The sequence below is a fragment of the Burkholderia sp. lig30 genome (assembly GCF_000687455.2).
Lineage (GTDB): Bacteria > Pseudomonadota > Gammaproteobacteria > Burkholderiales > Burkholderiaceae > Burkholderia.
Window position 1 is genome coordinate 20,669 of sequence record NZ_JGVW01000104.1, and the last position, 22,081, is coordinate 42,749.

The window sequence follows — 22,081 nt, forward strand, 5'->3', positions numbered from 1 at the left end:
GCGGCGGCGCGGCCATCGCGCCACGCGATGGACTGCATCGTGAATCCAGACTGTGCACGGCCGGCGCGGCACCGCACGCTGACGCCCAGGTTCCTCACACGACAGGGTAGACACGATGGATTCACGCGACGGACCGGCCGGCGAGCCGGTCACGATCACCGAGGTCGGCATGCGCGACGGCCTGCAGAGCATCGCGCGCACGATGGCGACCGACGCAAAGCGCCGCTGGATCGACGCGGCCTACGCCGCGGGTGTGCGCCACATGGAAGTGGCGTCGTTCGTCCCGGCGAAACTGCTGCCGCAGATGGCCGATGCCGACGCCGTCGTCGCGCACGCGCTGACGTATCCGGATCTGCAGGTCAGCGCGCTGGTGCCGAACAAGAAGGGTGCCGAGCGCGCGCTCGCGTGCGGCGCGCACCGGCTCATCGTGCCGGTGTCGGTCAGCGCCGCGCACTGCCTCGCGAACGTCCGCAAGACGCCCGACGCGATGATCGACACCCTCGCCGCGATCTGTGCGATGGCGCGCGGTCGCGCGCAGACGGTCGCCGGGCTGTCCACGGTATTCGGCTGCACGCTGCAGGGCGCGGTGCCGCTCGCCGACGTCGCGCGCATCGCGCAAGCCGCGCTCGCGGCCGGCGCCGACGCGATCGCGCTCGGCGACACGACCGGCCACGCGACGCCGCGCCAGGTCGGCGACGTGATCGATCGCGTGCGCGCGCTCGCCGGGGAACGGCTGCGCTCACTGCATTTCCACGACACGCGCGGGCTCGGCCTCGCGAACACCGTGATCGCGCTGCAACACGGCATCCGCGAATTCGACGCATCGCTCGCCGGCCTCGGCGGCTGTCCGCACGCGCCTGGCGCGACCGGCAACGTCAACACCGAGGATCTCGTCTTCATGCTGCACGGCATGGGCTATGCGACCGGCATCGATCTGGCCGGCCTCGTCGCGTCGCGCGACGTCCTCGCCGACGCGCTGCCCGGCGAACCGCTGTACGGCTACGTCGCGCGCGCCGGCGTGCCGGCCCACACACCGAACGACCAGGTGAACGCATGACTGCTTCCGCTTCCTCGTTGCCGCTTGCCGGCATTCGCGTCGTCGAGCTTTCGCACATGGTGATGGGCCCGACCTGCGGGATGATCCTCGGCGACCTCGGCGCCGACGTCGTCAAGGTCGAGCCGCCGCGCGGCGACAGCACGCGCCGCCTGCTCGGCACCGGCGCGGGTTTCTTCCGCACCTTCAACCGCAACAAGAAGAGCGTCGCGCTCGACGTCGACACGCCCGACGGGCTTGCCGCGCTGCAGCGCCTCGTCGACGGCGCGGACGTCTTCGTCGAGAACTTCAAGCCGGGCCGCATGGCATCGCTCGGCCTCGACTACGAGAGCGTCAGCCGCCGCAATCCGCGCATCGTCTACGTGTCGCACAAGGGCTTTCTCGACGGCCCATACCAGCATCGCCTCGCGCTCGACGAAGTCGTGCAGATGATGGCCGGCCTCGCGTACATGACTGGGCCGGTCGGCCGCCCGCTGCGCGCCGGCAGCTCGGTCAACGACATCATGGGCGGCATGTTTGGCGCGATCGGCGTGCTGGCGGCGCTGTACGAGCGGCAGACGACGGGCAGGGGCAAGGACGTACAAAGCGCGCTGTTCGAGAACTGCGTGCTGCTGTCCGCGCAGCACATGCAGCAGTATGCGGCGACCGGCGTTGCCGCCGCGCCGATGCCCGAGCGCATCAGCGCCTGGGCGGTCTACGACGTGTTCGAGCTGGCGAGCGGCGAGCAGATGTTCATCGCGGCGACGGGCGACGCGCAATGGCGCGCGCTCTGCACGATCCTCGGTCGCGCCGACCTGCTCGACGATCCGGCGCTCGCGACCAACAACGACCGCGTGCTCGCGCGCCCGAGGCTGCTCGCGACGCTCGCCGATACGCTGCGCGGGCAGGCGGGCGCGACGCTCGCGCCGCTGTTCGAGCGGCACCATATCCCGTTCGCGTCGATCACGAAGCCGGAGGAACTGTTCGACGATCCGCACCTGATCGAGAGCGGCGGGCTCGCGCCGCTGACGCTCGACGACGGCTCGCAGACGCCGATGCCGCTCCTGCCGTTCTCGCTCGATGGCCGGCGGCTGCAGCCCCGGCGGCCGATCGCGCGAATCGGCGAGCACACGGCCGAGGTGCTGCGCGAGCTGGGCTACAGCGATGCGCAGATCGCATCGCTGGGCGCACCCGCGACGGCGCCGGCAGCATGACGCCGCGCCCGTTCCGCATCGATCGGGCGCCGCGCGCCCGGGCAGTATCCTGAACAACATACGACCGGCAACAGACCGGACACCACGGAGACAGACGATGAAATCGTCCAAGGTGATCTTTTCCGCCCATCCCGCCGCCGCCCGCGGGGTCGGCGTCCCCGACGACCTGCCGGCGGGCGCGTACCCGCATGCCGCCGACACGCGGCTCGCCGCGGCCCGCCTGTCGGCGCGCCTCGACCGGCTGCCCGCGACACGCACGATCTGGCAGCTCGTGATGCTGCTGAGTCTCGGGCTGTTCTTCGAGCTGTACGACCTGATGTTCTCCGGCTACATCGCGCCGGGGCTGGTCAGGAGCGGCATCTTGAGCGCGACGACCCACGGCCTGTTCGGCACGAGCGGCGTCGCGAGCTTCATCTCGGCGCTGTTCGCGGGGCTCTTCATCGGCACCGCCTGCTGCGGCTTTCTGGCGGACCGCTTCGGCCGCCGCGCGATCTTCACGTGGTCACTGCTGTGGTACACGGCGGCCAACATCGTGATGGCGTTCCAGGACACGGCGTTCGGCCTGAATCTGTGGCGCTTCATCGCCGGCATCGGGATCGGCGTCGAGATCGTCACGATCGGCACCTACATCTCCGAACTGGTGCCGAAGCACATCCGCGGACGCGCGTCCGCGTGCTCGCAGGCGGTCGGCTTCTGCGCGGTGCCGGCTGTCGCATTCCTGTCGTATGCGCTCGTGCCGCGCACGGTGTTCGGACTCGACGGCTGGCGCTGCGTGGTGCTGATCGGCGTCGCGGCGGCGATCGGCGTGTGGTTCATCCGGCGCCGCCTGCCGGAGAGCCCGCGCTGGCTCGCGCAGCAGGGTCGGATCGACGAAGCCGAGGCGGTGATGGCACGCCTCGAGGCGCGCATCGAGCGCGAAGCGGGGCGGCCGCTGCCGCTGCCCGCCGAGCCGGAGCCGGCGCGCCCGCGCGCCGCGTTCCGCGACCTGCTGGTGCCGCCTTACCGCCGGCGGGTGGCGATGCTGGTGATTTTTCACGTCTTCCAGACGGTCGGGTATTACGGCTTCGCGAACTGGGTGCCGACGCTCCTCATCAAGCAGGGCATCACCGTGACGACGAGCCTGATGTATGCGTCGATCATCGCGATTGCCGCGCCGGTCGGGCCACTCGTCGGCATGCTGATCGCCGACCGCTTCGAGCGCAAGACCGTGATCATGGGAATGGCGGCGCTCAACGTCGTCTGCGGGCTGCTGTTCAGCCAGGCGCGCGAGACCGTGCTGCTCGTGAGCCTCGGCGTCTGTCTCGTGCTGGCCGGCAACATCATTTCGTACAGCTATCACGCCTACCAGGCCGAGCTGTTCCCGACCAGCATCCGGGCGCGCGCGGTCGGCTTCGTCTACTCGTGGAGCCGCGTGAGCGCGATGTTCTCGTCGTTCGTGATCGCGTGGTGCCTGCGCGAGTTCGGCGTGAGCGGGGTGTTCGTGTTCATCTCGGCGGCGATGGTGATCGTGATTGCCGCGATCGGGCTGCTCGGGCCGAGAACGCGGGATGTCGCGCTGGAGGATATTTCGCGTTGAGGGGCAGCGCGGCATTTCGCTACAGCCCCCGCACCCGCGCAGGCCATGCTCGCGTTGACGCACGTCAATCCCGCCCCGCCTCGCGCACGGATACTGATCCGTTCATCGAACCTGACAGGAGCGACGAATGAAGCCACTCATGAAAGCCGCGGTCGTGCATGCGTTCGGGCAGCCCCTTCGCATCGAGGAAGTGCCGGTGCCGACGCCCGGCCCGGGCCAGATCCTCGTCAACATCAAGGCCACCGGCGTCTGCCACACCGACCTGCACGCCGCCGACGGCGACTGGCCGGTCAAGCCGACGCTGCCGTTCATCCCCGGGCACGAGGGCGTGGGCTTCGTCGCGGCGGTCGGCGCGGGCGTGAAGCACGTTCGCGAAGGCGACCGCGTCGGCGTGCCATGGCTGTACACCGCGTGCGGCCACTGCGAGTATTGCCACAGCGGCTGGGAAACCCTGTGTCACGACCAGCAGAACACCGGCTATTCGGTCAACGGCAGCTATGCGGAATACGTGCTCGCCGATCCCGATTACGTCGGCCATCTGCCGGACCAGGTCGCGTTCGACGAGATCGCGCCGATCCTCTGCGCGGGCGTGACGGTCTACAAGGGCATCCGCGTGACCGACACGCGCCCCGGCCAGTGGATCGCGATTTCCGGGATCGGCGGGCTCGGCCACGTCGCCGTGCAGTACGCGCGCGCGATGGGGCTGCACGTCGCGGCGATCGACGTGTCGCCGGACAAGCTCGCGCTCGCGAAACAGCTCGGCGCGCAACTGACGATCGACGCGTCCACGGACGATCCGGCGGCGGTGATCCAGAAAGAAATCGGCGGCGCGCACGGCGTGCTGGTGACCGCCGTGTCGCGCAGCGCGTTCGCGCAGGCGCTCGGGATGGTGCGGCGCGGCGGCACGGTCGCGCTGAACGGCCTGCCGCCGGGCGATTTCCCGCTGCCGATCTTCTCGACGGTGCTGAACGGCATCACCGTGCGCGGCTCGATCGTCGGCACCCGGCGCGACCTGCAGGAATCGCTCGATTTCGCCGCGGACGGGCTGGTGCGCGCGCATATCCACCGCGACCGGCTGGAAAACATCAACGACGTGTTCGCGAAGCTGCGCGCGGGCAAGGTCGAGGGCCGCGTGGTGCTGACCGACATCGGCTGAGCCTCGGCGGCGCGCGCCGGGAACACGGGACGATTCGCCCGCCGCAACGAACGCCGCCCGAAAGGCCGGAGCCGTGCCCGGCTTTCGGGCGCGACGTCAGCCGGGTGGGAGAATCGCTTTTCCGGCGCCCCCGCGCTCGCTCGGGCCCACGTCGTCGCACCGGCCGGCAGCCCGCACGACCCGCCGGCCCGTCACGCCATCTGGTTGATGGTGTTGCGAAACCGCTTCAGCGACAGCAGGAACAGCGCACACCCGATCACGAACAGGATCGCGAACTGCAGCCATACCGCATCGAGGCCCGCGCCCCGATACAGGATGCGCTGAGCCAGCTCGACGAAGTGGGTCGTCGGCGCGGCGAGCATGATGTCCTGCACCGCAGCCGGCATGCTCTCGCGCGGCGTGAGCCCGCCGGACAATAGCTGCAACGGCAGCAGCACCAGCACGAGCAGCATCCCGAACTGCGGCATGCTGCGCACGAGCGTCGCGAGAAAGATGCCCATCGACGTGGTCGCAAACAGGTGCAGCGCCATGCCCGCGACGAACAGCCCGACCGAGCCGGGAATCGGCACGTGCAGCGCGCCGCGCACGACGAAGGTCAGCGACGCGACCGCCGCGATCATCACCACGAGCCCCATCGACCAGACTTTCGCGAGCATGATCTCGGCGGGCGTGACCGGCATCACGAGCAGGTGCTCGATCGTGCCGTGCTCGCGCTCGCGGATCAGTGCCGCGCCGGTGAGAATCATCGACAGCATCGTCACGTTGTTGATGACCTCCATCAGCGCGCCGAACCAGACCTCGTCGAGATTCGGGTTGAAGCGCATGTGCACCGCCAGGTCGACGGGGAGGTCCGTGCCGCCGCGGTAGCGGCGCACGAACGCGTCGATCTCGCCCGACACGATCTGCTGCACGTAGCCGCTGCCGGAGAACGCCTGGCTCATCCGCGTGGCGTCGACATTGAGCTGGATCGCCGTGCGGCGTCCCGCCAGCAGGTCGCGCTGCAGGTTCGGCGGGATGTCGAGCGCGAACGTGTAGTCGCCGTCGTCGAGGCCGCGATCGGCGGACGCGGCATCGACCATCGCCGGCGGCGTGAACTGCGGCGGAAAGAACGCCTGCGCGATGCGTGCCGACAGCGGCGAGCCGTCCTCGTCGACGATCGCGATCGGCGCCTTGTGCAGCGTGTCCGGCCGCGCGGTGGCGGCCGAGTAGATCGACGCGCTGAACGTGTAGATGATCAGCACGAGCAGGATCGGGTCGCGCGCGAGGCTCCACAGTTCCTTGACGCCGAGCCGGTAGATGGTCATCAGACGCTGCATGTCAGGTTTCCTGCTTTCTGAGCATCGCGACGGTCGCGATCAGGATGACCGGCACCGACGCGAGCATCGGCCAGAACTGCGACGACAGATCGGCGAAGCCGAGCGCCTTGTTGTACACGCCGCGGCTGATCGCGAGCATGTAGGTGGCCGGATAGATCGTGCCGATCCACTTGCCGCTGCCTTCGAGCGACGACAGCGGCGTGAGCAGCCCCGAGAACTGCACGACCGGGACCATCGTGCCGATGATCGTCATGAAGATCGCGGCGATCTGGCTGCGCGTGAAGGTGGACGCGAGCAGCCCGATGCCGGTCGCCACGACGTTGAAGATCAGCACCGCGGTCAGCAGCGTCAGGAAGCTGCCCTTGATCCGCACGCCGAACGCGAGATCGGCGAGCACGACCATCAGCAGGAAGTTCAGCATCGCGAGCACGATGTACGGCGCCTGCTTGCCGATCAGGAATTCGGTTCGCGTCACCGGCGTCACGTACAGGTTGACGATCGAGCCGAGCTCGCGCTCGCGCACGACGGCGAGCGCCGTCAGCATCGCGGGCAGCATCAGCAGCAGCATCGGCATGATCGCCGGGATCATCGCGGGCAGGCTCTTCACGTCCGGGTTGTAGCGGTAGCGGATCTCGATGTCGACCGGCGACGCGAGCGTCGCGCCGAGCCGCCGCCTGGCCTGGTCGCGCAGCCAGTTCTCGTGCATCCCGGCGACGTAGCCGCGGATCGTTTCCGCGCGCATCGGCATCGCGCCGTCGATCCACATGCCGACCTGCACGCGCTGCCCGCGCGCGACGTCCCGCGCGAAATCCGGCGGGATCTCGATCGCGAGCGACAGCTGGCCGCTGCGCATCCGGCGGTCGAGCTCGTCGTAGCCGGACAGCGGCGCGCGCTCGACGAAGTAGCGCGAGCCGGCGATGTTCTGCGTGTAATTCTGGCTCAGGATCGTCTGGTCGCGGTCGAGCACCGCGAACGTGAGGTGGTCGACGTCGAGGCTGATGCCGATGCTGTTGACGCACATCAGCACGAGCGAGCCGAGCAGCGCGAGCGTGGCCCGCACCGGGTCGCGGCGCAGCTCGAGGAGCTCGCGCCACATGTAGCTGCCGGCGCGCGCGAGACTGAAGCGCGGCGCGCGTCGGCCGGGGCGGGGGGCAGGGCCGGTGCTCGCGGCCGTGTCGCCGAGCCACGCGCCGCCGGACGCCGCGGGCGGCGCGTCGCTCGCGCCCTGAGCGTCGACGAGATAGCCGATGAACGCTTCCTCGAGCGTGCGCGCGCCGCGCTGCCGCACCAGCTCGGCGGGCGCGTCGCTCGCGAGCACGCGGCCGGCGTGCATCAGCGAGATCCGGTCGCAGCGCTCCGCCTCGTTCATGAAATGCGTCGAGATGAAGATCGTCACGCGGTCGCGGCGCGCCAGCTCGATCATCAGGCGCCAGAAGTCGTCGCGCGCGACCGGGTCCACGCCGGACGTCGGCTCGTCGAGAATCAGCAGCTCCGGCTTGTGCACCATCGCGACGGCCAGCGACAGCCGCTGCCGCATGCCGAGCGGCAGGCGCTCCGGCAGCGCGTCGAGCGCATCGGTCAGGCCGAAGCGCCCGGCCATCTCGGCCACCCGCGCGGGGATCTCCGCCTCCGGCACGCCGAACAGGCGCGCGTGCAGCACGAGGTTCTGCTGCACGGTCAGTTCGCCGTACAGCGAAAAGCCCTGCGACATGTACCCGACCCGGCGGCGGGTGTTGATGTCGTCGGCGGCCACCGGCTGGCCGAACAGCTGCGCGCTGCCTTCGGACGCCGGCAGCAGCCCGGTGAGCATTTTCATGGTGGTGGACTTGCCGCAGCCGTTCGAGCCGAGAAACCCGAAGATCTCGCCGCCGCGGATCCGGAAGCTCACGTGGTCGACCGCGACGAAATCGCCGAAGCGCATCGTCAAGTCGTGCGCCTCGATCGCGTAGCCGGCCGACGCGTCGGCCTGCAGCGGCGTGATCCGCACCGGTTCGTAGCCGCGCCGCCGGTCGTCGGGCAGGAGCGCGATGAACGCGGATTCCAGCGTGTCGCAGCCGGTGCGCGCGAGCAGCTCGGCGGGCGTGCCGGTCGCCAGCACGCGGCCGCCATCCATCGCGATCAGCCAGTCGAAGCGCTGCGCCTCGTCCATGTAGGCGGTGGCGACCAGCACGCTCATCGACGGGCGGGCCGCGCGGATGCTGCCGATCAGGTCCCAGAACTGCGCGCGGGCGAGCGGATCGACGCCGGTGGTCGGCTCGTCGAGGATCAGCAGGTCGGGATCGTGGATCAGCGCGCAGCACAGCCCGAGCTTCTGTTTCATGCCGCCCGACAGCTTGCCGGCCGGCCGGTCCAGAAACGGATCGAGGCCGGTGCTGCGCGTCAGGGTGTCGATGCGCCGCCGCCGCTCGGCCGCGTCGTGGCCGAACAGCCGCGCGAAGAACTGCAGGTTCTCCTCCACCGACAGCGTCGCGTACAGGTTCTTGCCGAGCCCCTGCGGCATGTAGGCGATCCGGCTGCACACGCGGTCGCGGTGCGCGCGCGACGCCATGTCGCCGTCGAGCGCGATCACCTGGCCTTGCTGGATCGCGCGCGCGCCCGACGCGAGCGCGAGCAGGGTGGACTTGCCGACGCCGTCCGGGCCGATCAGCCCGACCATGCGCCCGGCGGGGATGTCGAGCGTCACGTCGTCGAGCGCGCAGGTCGCGCCGTAGCGCATCGTGACGCCCGACAGCCGCGCGACGCTTGCCGTCGCGGCCGCGTGCGGCGGGCGCATCGCGCGGCCGGTGTCGTCTTGCGCGATCGTCACTGCGTCACCTTGACCGCGAGCCGCGCGGGCCACGCCGCGGCCGGATCGACCTTGAGCCACGCGACGCCCGGCAGGCCGGTCTTGACGAGCTTCAGATGCCGCTGCAGCAGGTCGCGGTCGATGCGCGCCTTCACGCGGAACATCAGCTTCTGCCGCTCGCTGGCGGTCTCGACCGTCTTCGGCGTGAACTGCGCGGTGCTCGACACGAACGACACCTTCGCCGGGATCACGTACTGCGGCGCCGCGTCGAGCACGATGCGCACGTCGGCGCCGAGCGGCACCCGGCCGACGACCGTTTCCGGCAGGAAGAACGTCATGTAGACGTCGGACAGATCGACGACGTTCATCACCTTGCCGCCCGCGGGCAGCACCTCGCCGGCCTCCGCGACGCGATACTGGACCCGGCCGTCGCGCGGCGAGGTCAGCTCGCTGTCCGAGATGTCGGCCTGCACGCGCGCGACGGTCGCCTGCGCGGCCGTGACGGCCGAACGGGCGGCGACGAGCTGCGCCTGGGTCGCGTCGATCGCGGCCTGCGCGGCCTCGACCTGCGCCCGCGCGGCCTGCACGGTCGCTTGCGCGCTGCGCGCGCGGGCGCGGTCGTCGTCCAGTTCCTGCATCGACGACGCGCCTTCGCGCGACAGCGTCTCGGAACGCGCGAGCCGCCGCTCGGCGGCATCCAGCTCGCTTTCGCGCTGCACGACCGCGGCCACGGCCGCCGCCTTGTCGCTCTTGCGCTGCGCGACCTGCGCGTCGACGCTGGCCGCCGTGCTCAGCGCCTGCTGCTGCTTCGCGCGCGCCTCGTCGATCTGCGCCTGCAGCACGACGACGTCCATTTTCGCGAGCGGCTGGCCGGCCTTCACGAAATCGCCTTCGTCCACCAGCATCGCGCTGACGCGCCCCGGGAGCTTGGTCGCGACGTCGATCTCGGTCGCCTCGATGCGGCCGTTGCCGCTCACGAGCCCCGCGTCCGCGTGGCCGTCGCGCCAGCGCGCCCAGCCATAGTAGACGGCGAAGACCGCGAGCGCGGCCGCGCCGATCCCGATCAGTTGTTGGCGGGTGGGCATTTTCATTGTGTGGAGCCTGAATCGGTCGAATCGTGAGCCAGGGGAGCGGCGGCATCCCCGGGGGGTGCCGGCGTGGCGCCGCCGAGCGCGCCGAACAGCGCGACGCGGCTCGACAGCAACGCGCGGCGGGTCTGGACGAGCTGTTGCTGGGCATTCAGCAGGTCGCGCTGCGCATCGAGCACTTCGAGAAAGCGCGTCGCGCCGCTGTCGTAGCGCAGTTTAGCGAGCCGCGCGCGGTCGGCCTGCGACGCGAGCGTGTCGCGCTCGATGCGGACCTGCTCGGCGAGCCAGTAGCGCGCGGCCAGCGCGTCGGAGACGTCGCGGAACGCACCCTGCACGGTCTTTTCGTATTGCGCGACCGCCTCGTCGCGCTGCGCCTTCGACGATGCGAGATTCGCGCGGTTGCGCCCCGCGTCGAAGATCGGCATCGCGAGGGTCGGCACGACGTTCCACGTGCCGGTGCCGGCCGCGAACAGGTTGTGCAGCTCGCTGCTGCCCGAACCGATCGCGCTCGTCAGCGAGATGCGCGGGAAGAAGGCCGCGCGCGCCGCGCCGATGTTCGCGTGCGCCGCGCGCAGCTGGTGTTCGGCCGCGATCACGTCCGGCCGGTTTTCGAGCAGCGCGGACGGCAGCCCGGGCGCGAACGTCGGCGTCACGGCCGCGTCGTCCAGCGTGAGCGGCGCGGCGGGCAGGTCGGGGGCCGCGCCGACCAGCAGCGTCAGCGCGTCGGCGGCGGCTGCACGCGCCTGGCCGAGCTGCGCGCCGAGCGATTCGGCCTGCTGCAGCAGGATCTCCGACTGCGTCAGGTCGAGGCGCGAGATCGCGCCTTCCTGGTAGCGCCGCCGGAAAATCCGCAGCGACTCGCGACGGCTGTCGATCGTCTCGCGGGTCAACGCGATTCGCTCGTCGAGCGCGCACAGGGTCAGGTAGGCGTCCGCGACCTGCGTGACGAGGCTGAGCGTGGTCGCGCGGCGCGCTGCGTCGCTGGCCAGATAGCGTTCGAGCGCCGCGTCCTTCAGGCTGCGCACGCGCCCCCAGAAGTCGATCTCCCATTGGGTTTCCGCAAGCTGCACGTCGAAGGCCTGCCCGTCGAGCGGGCTCGGCGTCAGCAGGCCGCCGGGCGTGCGGAACCGCACGTAGGCGGCGCCGGCGTTGATCGTCGGCCATTGATCGGCACGGCGCACGCCGTACGCGGCGCGGGCCTGATCGACGCGCGCGACCGCCGCGCGCAGGTCGCGGTTGTTGGCGAGCGCCTGGCCGATCAGCGCGCGCAGCCGCGGGTCGGCGAAATAGGTCTGCCAGTCGAGCGGCGCAGGTGCGGCCGACGCGTTGTCCGCGTCGCCGCCGGGATACGCGGCCGGCACGGGCAGTGCGGGGCGCGTGTAGTGCGGCGCGAGCGACAGGCATCCCGACAGCAGTGCGCTACATGCCAGCGCCACGGCAAGACGCGCGGCCCGCGCGACGGCGATGCCGGCGGGGGCGCGCAAGCGGGCGGGGAGCGCGGGGGAGCGCATGGACATCCTCGGAATCCTTCGGGAAAACAGGGCGCCGCTGCGTGGCGCAGCGGGGCGGGGCGGCATCCGGAGGGCGCACGAGGCAAGTCGCGCGTCGGTACGCCGGGCCGTCCCCATTCTTATCTGACGATTGTCTTTCCCGCTTGATCTGAATCAGCTGCTTGGGCAGGTATTTCGAGGGGTTCCTCGCTTGACCGGAGCAGAGGGAAGGCGGCTTGACAGCGAGACGGGCTTGCGCTGGCCGCCAGAAGGGCAGAGCGCGACGAGCATGACGCGGCGGCCGGCCCGTCCGGCGGCCAACCCCACGAACGAATGTTCAGGAAAACAGGAGAACGTGCCTGACCGGCCGTGCCTAGCCCGCGCGAATGAAGCGCGCGAACGCATTCGCCGCCAGCGGGCGGCTGATCAGATAGCCCTGTGCGGCATCGCATCCGATGTCCGCGAGAAAGTCGCGCTGCTTCCCGCTTTCGACGCCTTCGGCGACGACGCGCAACGACAGCGCCCGGGCCAGCTTCACGATCGCATCGACGCGCAGCATCGCCTGCGCGTCGTGGCCCATCCCGCGGATCAGCGACCGGTCGATCTTCAGCGTGTCCAGCGGAATGTGCCTGACATAGTCGAGATTCGATTTTTCCGCGCCGAAATGGTCGAGCGCGACGTGCGCGCCAAGCGCCTTGAGCGCGGACAGCGCATGCGTGGCCGCCTCGTAATGACGGATCATCGTCGCTTCCGTCACTTCGATTTCGAGCTGGCGCGCATCGAGCCCGTAGCGATCGATCGCGGCCGCGATCCTGTCGACCAGGTCGCTGTCGGTCAACTGCCTGAGCGACAGGTTCAGCGCGACGACGAAATCGCTCGCGACCGTGCCGTCGCGCTGCCATGCGGCAAGCTGGCGGCACGCGCGATCGACCACCCACGCGTCGATCCGGGCGATCAGCGGCGATTCCTCGGCGATCGCGATGAAATCGGCGGGTGCGAGCAGCCCCCATGACGCATGACGCCATCGCAACAAGGCCTCCGCGCCGCGCGCACGGCCTTCCCGCAGGCAGACCTGCGGCTGGTAGAACAATTCGAATTCGTCGCCGGCCAGCGCCTGATCCATCTCGTGGCGGAGCCGCACCTTCGCGTGGCGGCTGCTCGTCAGATCGCTGTCGTACAGCCGGACCGCGCCGCCGCCCGTCGCCTTCGCCTCGGCCATCGCGGCGGCGGCCTTGCGCAGCAGCTCGCTCTCGTCGATGCCGTCGCGCGGGAACTGCGCGATGCCGACGCTCGCGCTCAGGTGAAACCACTCGCCCGCGGCCTGGAGCGGCTCCGTCAGCGCGCGCAGCCAGCTTCCGGCGACCGGCATCGGATTGGCTGCCGCCGAGTCCGACAGGATGCCGACGAACTCCGCGCCGCCCGCGTGGCCGACGTAGTGCCCTTCGGCCGAAAACGACGCGACGCGCCGCCCGAGTTGCGCGAGCACTTCGTCGGCGCCGGCGTAGCCGACCAGCTCGGTGATTTCGCGGAACCGGTCGACGTCGAGCAGGATCACGGCGAGCGTCCCGCCGTCGTGCCGCGCCTGCGCCAGCGCGGCGCCGAGCCGGCGCATCGCGCTCACCCGGTCCGGCAGGCCTGTCAGCGCATCGTGCCCGGCCGCCGCGATGGCGTGGGCCGCGCCGGTGTCGCGCAGGAACACGATCGCCTCGGCGCCGCAGCGCTGCGCGACGAGCTCGACCCAGTGCCCGGGCATGCCCGGCAGCTCGAGCGCGGCCGTGCCCGCGCCGGCGGCGAACGCGGCGTCGCAGACGTCCGCGATGCCGGTCTCAGGCAATGCGCGGCGCACGTTCGCCCCGGTCGCGTCGCCACCGCGGATGCCGAGCAGATCGGCCGCCGCGCCGCTGATGTGGGTGAGCGTGCCCGCCCGATCGACGATCATGAGCGCTTCGCGCGTCCCTTCGAGCATCGACTGCGTGCGCCGCGCGGACGCGTCGAGCGCGTAAAGGACCGTCGGGCTTTCGTCGGAGAGGTTCCGCATCAGCATCGCGGCACGCCGCTGCTCCTCGCCGCGCAGCCGCACCCGCTTGCTGAACGCGACCGCGAGCTGGCGCACCTCGGCCGGGTGGAACGGCGCGCACAGCACCACGAAGCGATCCGTGCGCCCCGCGCGCTCGACCATCTGTGCCCACGTGTAATCCTTGTGCGGCGCGCAGAACACGATCTGCAGATCCGGATCGACCTGCCAGAGCCGCCGCGCCGTCTCGACGCCGTCCCATCCGCCGGGCAGGCGCACGTCGAGAAACGCCATGATGTAGGCGGCGCGATTGACGGCCGCCTCGCTGACCAGCTCGAACGCCGTCTCGCCGTCGGATGCGGTATCGACGACGAACTTGAGCGGGGCCTTCTCGTGCCGGCCGTCCGCAGCCTTGTGGCGGGCGCCGGGCGCGTCGGGACGCGCACGCGGCGCGCGCCTGTCCGGATCGCCGTTCGTCAGGACGCGGCAATACAGGTCGAGCATCGACGGATCGTCGTCGACCACGAGAATGCGCTGCGGAAAGCGCGGCAGTGACCGATGCCCGGCGGCAACGGCGTGGGGCTCGGCGGAGGACAGGGCGGACGAAGTCGCGGCAGCCGGGTTCGCGTCGGGGTCGCGCGCGCCGCCTTCCGGACGCGTGCCAGAGGGTTCAATCATTTGTTTTGCCGGGGTACCGGAAGGTCGAGGGCACGCTGATAGTGTCTCGCCCACGTGACCGTGATGCCGATGATAGCCGAAAGCGCCCGCCGGCCGGGTAGGAAAAAACACTTACGCCGCGCCCGCGACGACCCGGCAGACATAAAAGATTTGCATCTTTTCTTATCAGGATATTGCGTTTGTCTTATGACGATCGCTGCCGTATCGTCTTCTTTCCCGGATGCGTGCCGCCCGGTCCGCCGTTCGAGGCGGCAAGCGGGCGCGACATCGGCGCCCGCCCGGCCATCCGTCCAACTACTCGGGGAGATCACGTTGCTGAGCCGAATCGTCACGACGCTTGTGCTTGCGCTCGCCGCGCAGCAAGGCATCGCGAAAGACACCGTCACGCTGCGCGTCGGTGAGCAGAACTACTTCAACATCCAGGCGTCGATGGAGGCGTCAGGCGTCCTCAAGGATCTGCCTTACACGATCGAGTGGAAGCACTTCCAGGCCGCGGCCCCGGTCGCCGAGAGCCTGAACGGCAACGCGATCGACATCGGCTTTCTCGGCGATTCCCCGCTGCTGACGCTCGCCGCGCGCGGTGCGCCGGTCAAGGTCGTCGCGGTGTCGCGGCAGAGTCTCGACGGCGTCGCGATCCTCGTGCCGAAGCATTCGCCGGTGCGCACGGTCGCCGACCTGCAAGGCAAGACGATCGCCGTGTGGCGCGGCGCGTGGAGCCAGCAGCTGGTGCTGCGCGCGCTCGAGCACGCGGGCCTGCGCGCCGACTCGGTCAAGTACGCGTACCTGATGCCGATCGACGCGACCAACGCGCTCGCGAACGGCTCGGTCGACGCGGTGTCGCTGTGGGAGCCGTTCGTCAGCACGCTGGCGCTTCGGCAGGGCGCGCGGCCCGTCGTCACCGCGCAAGGCCTGATGCCGGCGCTCAGCTTCGTCGCCGCCAACGAGCAGGCCGCCACGGCCCGGCGCGCGGAGATCGCCGATTTCCTGCGCCGCGTCGTTGCCGCGCGCCAGTGGGTCGACAGCCATCCGCGCGAATACGCGGACCTGTGGGCGACGCGCGCGAAGCTCGAGCCGGACGTCGCCTATCGCTGGCTCAACAACGCGCACCAGCGCGTCGGCCCGATCGACGACACCGCCGCGAAGGACGCGCAGAACACCGCCGACTTTCTGCACAAGGCCGGCGTGATCCCGGCCCCGTTCGATACCGCGAAGCTGCTCGACCGCTCGTACGCCGGCGCGTTCGCCGCCCCCGCGCAGAAGACCGCCGCGGCCCGTTGAGCGGCGCAGCCCGTTGAGCGGCGCGCGGCCCGCCCGCCGGGCGGCCGCGCGACGCGTGCCGGCCTCCACCCGAACCCTGAAGGACATCCCGACATGCCAGTCGACATCATCGGCATGATCACCGCGACACCCGGCGCGGAGGTCGACGTGCCCGGCGGCGCTGCCGTCCAGCCCGACTACGTGCGGCGCTTCGCGCACGCGCATGAAGCCGCCGGCTTCGACCAGATCCTGGTCGGCCATTTCAGCAACGCGGCGGACGGCGTCGTCGTCGCCGCGTGTGCGACCGCCGCGACCGAGCGTATCCGCCTCCTGCACGCGCACCGGCCGGGCGTCATCGCACCGTCGGCCGCCGCGCGGCAGATCGCGACGCTCGACGTGTTTTCCGGCGGGCGGCTCGCGATCAACATCGTGTCCGGCGGCGACGACGCCGACCTGCAGCGTGATGGCGATTTCCTGCCGCACGACGCGCGCTACCGGCGCACCGACGAATACCTCGACGTGCTGAAGCGGATCTGGCGCGCGGACACGCCGGTCGATCACGACGGCGAGTTCTACCGGCTGCGCGGCGCGTCGCCGCTCGTCAAGGGCACGCAGGCGCCGCACGTGCCGATCTACTTCGGCGGCTCGTCGGCGGCGGCGCTGGCCGTCGCCGGCCGGCACGCGGACGTCTACATGACGTGGGGCGAGCCGCTCGCATCGGTGCGCGAGCAGATCGCGCGCGTGCGCGCGGCCGCCGCGCCGCACGGGCGCGCGCCGCGCATCAGCGTGTCGTTCCGGCCGATCGTCGCGGACACGGAAGGCGCCGCGTGGGCGAAGGCGGAAGCGATTCGGGCGCGGGTGCGGGCAACGCGGCTTGCGAACGGCCAGCCGATCGACGGCCACGCGCCGCAGAACGCCGGCTCGCAGCGCCTGATGGCCGCCGCCGCGCAAGGCGACGTGCTCGACGACCGGTTGTGGATGGGGGTGGCGAACCTGACGGGCGCGCGCTGGAACTCGACCGCGCTGGTCGGCACGCCGGCGCAGATCGCATCGGCGCTCGGCGCGTATTACCGCCTCGGCGTGACGACCTTCCTGATGCGCGGCTTCGATCCGCTCGACGACGCGATCGAGTACGGCCGCGCATTGATTCCGGCGATCCATGCGCATATCGCCGAGCTGGACCGGCAGGGCGCGGCGCTGCCGGCCTGAACGCCGCGCGTCGGCGCGCGCCCGCGTCACGCGGGCGCGGCGGCCGGCTCGGCAAGCTGGAACACGCAGTCGCCGCGCTGCACCTGCGCCGGCACGCGCTTGCAGACGACCTCGCCGTCGCCCGCGAAGCGCAGCAGCGCCGGCTCGCGCAGCGGCGTGTCGGGAAAATGGATCCGCGCGGCGGGCTGCCCCGCGCGCACCCGCTCGCCGAGTTCGGCGAGCGGCTCGTAAAGCCCGCGCTCGTAGGCGTAGACGAAGTGATGGTCGCCGCCCACGCGCATGAACCGCGTGACGGCGGGCGGCGCGGCCGGCACGAGCGGGCCGTGCAGCAGGCCGATGAAGCCGAGGAAGTGCAGCAGGCCGTGACGGCCGAGCCGGATCAGCGCCGGATTCGACATGCCGGCGCCGCCCAGTTCCGTCACGATCGAGATCGCGCCCTGGCGGCGCGCCGCCGACGCCGAGTGCACCGGGTTCGGCGCGTGCAGCAGCGCATTCGGCAGGCCGAACGCGACCAGCAGCGCGTTGAGGCGGGCCGCCTCGCCGGCATCGAGCGGATCGATCGCCAGCATGTTGCCGCCGTGATAGAGGAGCGAGCTGCCGCCCGAGTGCAGGTCGACCAGATACTGCGCGCGCGACAGCAGCGCGTGCTCGATGTAATCGGCGATCGTCGCGGTCGGCGAGCCGGCCGGATCGCCCGGGAAGCTGCGGTTCAGGTTGCCGCCGTCGAGCGGCGACACGCGCAGCCCGGCGTCCGCCGCCGGAAAGTTCGCCATCGGCAGCAGGATCAATTGCCCGCTCACCACGTCCGGCTCGATCTCGCGCATCAGTTGCGACACGATGATCTGGCCTTCGTATTCGTCGCCATGATTGCCGGCCATCACGAGCGCGACCGGCCCGTCGCCGTGGCGGATCGACGCGATCGGGATCGGCAGCCAGCCGTAGGCCGAACGGTGCACCGAATAGGGCAGCCGCAGAAAGCCGGCCGCTTTCCCCTCGGCATCGAGATCGATCTCGCAGTGGATCGGATTTCCGGTGTGGGACGTATCGGTCATGGCGCCCTCGGCGACGAGCGGAGCATGCGCCATCTTATCGGGAATCCGCGCCCGCGCGCGAGCGGCGGCAGGCCGGCCCGCATGCGGCGCTCGCGCACGGCGGGCCAGCGACAACGCGCACTGTCAGGCGCGCGGCGGCGCGAAGGCCGGCCGCGCGCGGCGCGTCATGCGCGCTGTGTTTCAGCCTCGATACGGCCCTCTTCCCAGATCGCCCACAGGCGGCTGCCCGCGCGATACGGATTCCCGCGGCGCTCCGGGTGATCGAGGATGCCCTGGCGGTAGGCGCCGTACAGCGACAGCGGCGGATTCTGCACGGGGGCCGCGTCCCGACGGGCAGGGCGGCGCCCGGATATCAGGCTGGTGATCAGCGATGCGCCGTCGATCACGTCCAGATCGTCGATCGGTTGGCCCGCGCTTACGACTTCGAGGATATCCATGTTGCGCTCCTGGCACGTGGTTGCCCCGTTATCAGCAACAACGGTGCCAGGATTTCATTTGCCGCCTTTTGCCCGCTTCTCCAGCCAATATGCGTTTAATTTCGCAGCCACGCCGCGCCGATGTTACGGAACATGTAACGTGACATCGGGAACGGGGCCGGTACGTTACACGGATGAAACGCCGGTTCCCGCACGCGTCGCGCCGGCCCGCGCTGGCCCGGCACGGGATGCCGGACGCCCCGGCCCGCCGGTCAACGCGCGCCGGCCGCCAGGCGCGCGCCGTTCTTCCTGTCGTTCGAATAGAAACGGAACACGCCCTTGCCGCCCGACTTGGCCTCGTACAGCGCGTTGTCGGCCTGCCTGAGCAGATCATCCGGCGTATCGCCTGCGCCGGCGAGCGCGATGCCGATGCTGACGCCGAGCGTGACCGTCCCGCCGATCGACAGCGCATAGGGCGCCGAGATCTGCCGGATGATCAGCGCCGCGAGGATCGCGCAGGCGTGCGCGCTCGATTCCGGGATCACGACCACGAATTCGTCGCCGCCCACGCGCGTCGCCAGTTCGCCGTGCAGCAGCGTCTTGGCGAGACGGGCGGCGACCTGGGTCAGCACGTCGTCGCCGGCGTAATGGCCGAAGCGGTCGTTGATCGCCTTGAATCCGTCGAGGTCGAGATACATGACGGCCACGGCCGTGCCGCGCCGGTTCGGGTGCCGCGCCAGCAGGCGCGTCAGCTCCGTGCGCAGTTCGTGCCGGTTCGGCAGCCCGGTCAGCGGATCGTGCCCCGCGAGATGGCGGATGTCCTGCTCCGCGCGGCGGCGCACCGTCACGTCCTCGACGATGATCACCGCGCTGCCGTCCGGCACGTGATGGCGCGTCATTTCCAGCTGCCGCCCGTCGGCGAGCGTGACGTCCAGCGGCGCCGGTTCGGGGCCGAGCCAGGCGCGGCACCGCGCACCGATCTCGGCCGGCCCCGGTTCGGCGGCGCAGCCGGCCGCGAGGCCCGCGATGGCGTCCGGGAACGGCGCGTTGAGCGCGATCTCGCGGGGCGAGCCGAACAGCTGCGCGGTACGGCGGTTCGCGACGATCACGCGGCTTTCCGCGTCGATCATGCACAGGCCGTGCGGCATGTGGGTCAGCGCGGCGTCGAAGCGCGCGACGAGCTCCGCGTTGCGCTGCCGGGCCGCCATCAACGCGACGAGCACCTTGTAGTGACGCTGGACGACCGTGCGCATCGCCGCGAGATAGATCGCGAGCGGCGGCAGCAGGATCGAAGCGCCGAGACGCGGGGACAGCAGCGCGCCCACGCCGATCGGCAGCACGCCGAGCGCGATTTGCGTCATCGCGAGCCGCGGCAGCGCGGCGTTGCGCGACGCGATCCCGCCGAACACGCCGCCCGCGACCATCACCGACAGCGTGCCGAGCTCGACGTCCACGGAATCCACACACCCCATCGCCCCGAGGCCGAGCAGGAAGCACGCGGCAAGCGACACGGGCGCGTAGCGCATCGCCCAGCGTTCCGGGTGGTCTTCGCCAGCGTCGCGCTGCGCGACGTACGCGCGAGCGATGCCGAGCCGTCCGCCGACGAGCCCGAGTTCGGCCAGCACCCAGACGAACGCCCAGGTCTGTTGCAGCCGCAACAATGCGACCGCCGCGACGAACAGGCTCGCGACGCCGGACAGGACCATCGGCCGGATGTCTTCGAACAGGGTGGAGAGCAATGACGGGCGCAGCGCTGCCGTCACGTAGTGGTTGCCGGATGGCGGGGTGGCGAGGATGAAGTCCAGCAGGAACGCCCTGACTGCCATGATCGGTTTCCTCGATACGATGTCTGCGGATGACGCTCGTACGGCTGCGATTCAAGCGGCGCGGGTGGCCGGATTCGCACGACGATATCACGAAATATCGGCGTGTTGTCAGACGAGATGCGGGTGGTATCGACGGATCGGGAAATCCGCCTGGGGGGCGGGCGCAGCGGCGATCCGCCCAGGCTCACGGGGTGGGGCGGGCAGGCATCGAACGGACGGGCGTCAGGGATTTCGCCCGTTGGCGGATGACGCAGGATCGGCAATCAGCGACAGCACCCGCGCGACTACGCGGTCACACTGCGCGCCGCAAAAATCGAACGCGTCGCGCTCGGCGAGATCGAGATCCTGCGCGAGCGACGCGCGCAGCATGCGCCGCGCGCGATGATGCCGGCTGCGAACCGTCGCCTCGGGCAGCGCGAGGCAGTGCGCGGTTTCCTCGACCGTCATCTCCTCGACCGAGCGCAACACGAAAACCACGCGGAACACAGGCGGCAGCGCATCGATCCGGCGTTCCAGAAGATCGCGCAGTTCGGCGCGCGAAGCCGCGCGCTCCGGCGAATCGGATGAAATGTCGATCATGTCGTCCTCGTCGAGCTGGCCGTCGACGTCGAGCGTCGGCGCGAGATCCGATCGACGCCTCGCGCGGCGCACGCGCGCGAAACATTCGTTGAGCATCAGGCGGGACAGCCAGGTCAGGAGCGTCGCGTCGCCGCGGAACCGCGCGATCGACCGGTATGCGGACAGGTACACCGCCTGAAGCGCGTCCTCGGCCTCCGCGTCGTCGCGCAGGATCGCGCGCGCGAGCCGGTACAAGCGCCGGTTGTGGCGGCGCATCATTCCCTCGAACGCGGCCGGATCGCCCGCCGCGACACGGCGCGCGAGGTCGAGATCGTTGCCGTCGACGGCCGGCGCGCAGGTGTCGAAAGAATCCGTCATCGCTCGTCCTCCCCCATCAGCGCACGATCAGCCGCCCGTGCATCGACGGATGGAACGCGCACCCGTACGGAAAGCTGCCGCGCTCGCGCGCCACATAGCGCCACGACGCCTGCGGCGCGATGCTGCCCGAGTCGAACGCATGCGCGGCCGCGGTCGCGGTGTGCGGGAACAGGTCCCGATTGACCCACAGCACCTGATCGCCGCGCCGCACGGTCAACTCGGCCGGCGTGAAACGCATCTGCTCGACGACGATCACGTGCGTGTCGGCCCGCGCTGGAGCCGGCACGCCGGCGGCCGCGAGCAGCATCATGCACGCGCAGGCCGCACTCGGCCATTGTGCGCCGAAACGGGAGCGGGCCGGGCGGCCGGCGATCTCCGGCCGCGCCGCCCGGTCATCGTCGGCCCGCTTCACTGCTTGCCGCCGAACGACGCCTGCAGATGGCGCGCATGGTCGAGATGCGCGACAAAGGCCGGCTCGACCTTGACGAGCAACGCTTTCAGTTCCGCGTTCCGGGCCGAAGGGATCAGCGTATGGTCGATCGCGTCGAGCACGGCGACGTGATACGCGACCTCGTGGTCGATGTAGGCCCGGTCGAAACGCGCGCCGTCGAGCTTTCCGAGCGTCTGCAGGTTGTCGTCCCCGCCTTTCTTGAGGTCGAGGCTGGTGGCGTTTTCCTCGGGCGTCACGCCCAGTTTGTGTACGAGATCGACTGCCGCCTGATTCACGCCGCTGTGGTCCGTGACCATGCGCTCGGCAAACGACCGGACGTCCGGGTTATGGGTCTTCGACTCCGCGAGCCGACCCGCGTCGATATCGACCTGATTGGCAGTCACGACGATCGCCGCGATCTGAGGGTCGGTCGGGCCGCCTTGTTGCACGCATGCGAGCGGACCGGCCGCGAGAAGGGCGCCGCATAGCGCCGCGTGGACCATTGCTTTCATCTGACATCCTCCGGTGAGTGGCGAACGACGTCGTGTCGTCGCGCGCGAGCGGTTCAAGGCCGCTCATGGAGATGGATGTCACGGGAGGGATTT

Annotated in this window: 17 protein-coding genes; 6 read left to right on the forward strand and 11 right to left on the reverse strand. The window is 70.4% G+C overall.

Annotated elements, in window-relative coordinates:
• Positions 1–115 precede the first annotated feature (115 nt).
• From LIG30_RS21095 to adhP, 4 genes are all read left to right on the forward strand, one after another.
• Positions 116–1,057: a hydroxymethylglutaryl-CoA lyase gene (locus LIG30_RS21095; RefSeq protein WP_038715141.1), complete on the forward strand. Its 942-nt coding sequence runs from the start codon at positions 116–118 to the stop codon at positions 1,055–1,057.
• Positions 1,054–2,247: a CaiB/BaiF CoA transferase family protein gene (locus LIG30_RS21100; RefSeq protein WP_038715143.1), complete on the forward strand. Its 1,194-nt coding sequence runs from the start codon at positions 1,054–1,056 to the stop codon at positions 2,245–2,247. Before LIG30_RS21095 ends, LIG30_RS21100 begins: the two co-directional genes overlap by 4 nt.
• Before the next feature lie 97 nt (positions 2,248–2,344).
• The gene (locus LIG30_RS21105) at positions 2,345–3,823 is read left to right on the forward strand and encodes an MFS transporter (RefSeq protein ID WP_038715145.1); all 1,479 of its coding nucleotides are present in this window, start codon (positions 2,345–2,347) and stop codon (positions 3,821–3,823) included.
• A 127-nt stretch (positions 3,824–3,950) separates the two neighbouring features.
• On the forward strand, positions 3,951–4,979 hold the full coding sequence (adhP, locus tag LIG30_RS21110; RefSeq protein ID WP_038715147.1) for an alcohol dehydrogenase AdhP: 1,029 nt from the start codon (positions 3,951–3,953) through the stop codon (positions 4,977–4,979).
• 191 nt (positions 4,980–5,170) lie between these two features.
• On the opposite strand, the gene LIG30_RS21115 is transcribed toward adhP, so the two are convergent.
• The 5 genes from LIG30_RS21115 to LIG30_RS21135 all read right to left on the reverse strand — a co-directional run bounded on the left by LIG30_RS21115 (position 5,171) and on the right by LIG30_RS21135 (position 14,350).
• Positions 5,171–6,295, reverse strand: coding sequence for an ABC transporter permease (locus LIG30_RS21115; RefSeq protein WP_038715149.1), 1,125 nt, complete (start codon positions 6,293–6,295; stop codon positions 5,171–5,173).
• Between the two features lies 1 nt (position 6,296).
• Positions 6,297–9,068, reverse strand: coding sequence for a ribosome-associated ATPase/putative transporter RbbA (gene rbbA, locus LIG30_RS21120; protein WP_051995109.1), 2,772 nt, complete (start codon positions 9,066–9,068; stop codon positions 6,297–6,299).
• A 29-nt stretch (positions 9,069–9,097) separates the two neighbouring features.
• Positions 9,098–10,171: an HlyD family secretion protein gene (locus tag LIG30_RS21125; RefSeq protein ID WP_038715154.1), complete on the reverse strand. Its 1,074-nt coding sequence runs from the start codon at positions 10,169–10,171 to the stop codon at positions 9,098–9,100.
• The gene (locus LIG30_RS21130; RefSeq protein WP_162491951.1) at positions 10,168–11,685 is read right to left on the reverse strand and encodes an efflux transporter outer membrane subunit; all 1,518 of its coding nucleotides are present in this window, start codon (positions 11,683–11,685) and stop codon (positions 10,168–10,170) included. Before LIG30_RS21130 ends, LIG30_RS21125 begins: the two co-directional genes overlap by 4 nt.
• A 346-nt stretch (positions 11,686–12,031) precedes the next feature.
• On the reverse strand, positions 12,032–14,350 hold the full coding sequence (locus LIG30_RS21135) for an EAL domain-containing protein (protein ID WP_083494117.1): 2,319 nt from the start codon (positions 14,348–14,350) through the stop codon (positions 12,032–12,034).
• 312 nt (positions 14,351–14,662) lie between these two features.
• Between LIG30_RS21135 and LIG30_RS21140 the strand changes: the two genes are divergently transcribed.
• Together LIG30_RS21140 and LIG30_RS21145 are read left to right on the forward strand one after the other, a co-directional pair.
• On the forward strand, positions 14,663–15,628 hold the full coding sequence (locus tag LIG30_RS21140) for an ABC transporter substrate-binding protein (protein ID WP_038715157.1): 966 nt from the start codon (positions 14,663–14,665) through the stop codon (positions 15,626–15,628).
• Between the two features lie 93 nt (positions 15,629–15,721).
• A complete protein-coding gene (locus LIG30_RS21145) occupies positions 15,722–16,816 on the forward strand; it encodes an LLM class flavin-dependent oxidoreductase (RefSeq protein WP_038715159.1) in 1,095 nt (364 codons plus the stop codon).
• A 26-nt stretch (positions 16,817–16,842) separates the two neighbouring features.
• Here LIG30_RS21145 and LIG30_RS21150 read toward each other — a convergent pair whose 3' ends face one another.
• The 6 genes from LIG30_RS21150 to LIG30_RS21175 all read right to left on the reverse strand — a co-directional run bounded on the left by LIG30_RS21150 (position 16,843) and on the right by LIG30_RS21175 (position 21,979).
• A complete protein-coding gene (locus tag LIG30_RS21150) occupies positions 16,843–17,868 on the reverse strand; it encodes a succinylglutamate desuccinylase/aspartoacylase family protein (RefSeq protein WP_038715178.1) in 1,026 nt (341 codons plus the stop codon).
• A gap of 164 nt (positions 17,869–18,032) precedes the next feature.
• Positions 18,033–18,305 (reverse strand): hypothetical protein, encoded by a 273-nt coding sequence (locus tag LIG30_RS21155; protein ID WP_038715160.1) that lies wholly within the window; start codon positions 18,303–18,305, stop codon positions 18,033–18,035.
• A gap of 251 nt (positions 18,306–18,556) precedes the next feature.
• A complete protein-coding gene (locus tag LIG30_RS21160) occupies positions 18,557–20,110 on the reverse strand; it encodes a sensor domain-containing diguanylate cyclase (RefSeq protein ID WP_038715162.1) in 1,554 nt (517 codons plus the stop codon).
• Positions 20,111–20,332: 222 nt separating this feature from the next.
• Complete coding sequence (locus LIG30_RS21165; RefSeq protein WP_038715163.1) at positions 20,333–21,046, reverse strand: RNA polymerase sigma factor; 714 nt, start codon at positions 21,044–21,046, stop codon at positions 20,333–20,335.
• A 16-nt stretch (positions 21,047–21,062) separates the two neighbouring features.
• On the reverse strand, positions 21,063–21,356 hold the full coding sequence (locus LIG30_RS21170) for a cupredoxin domain-containing protein (protein WP_051995110.1): 294 nt from the start codon (positions 21,354–21,356) through the stop codon (positions 21,063–21,065).
• 98 nt (positions 21,357–21,454) lie between these two features.
• Positions 21,455–21,979 (reverse strand): DUF4142 domain-containing protein, encoded by a 525-nt coding sequence (locus LIG30_RS21175; RefSeq protein WP_442856876.1) that lies wholly within the window; start codon positions 21,977–21,979, stop codon positions 21,455–21,457.
• Positions 21,980–22,081: the final 102 nt, after the last annotated feature.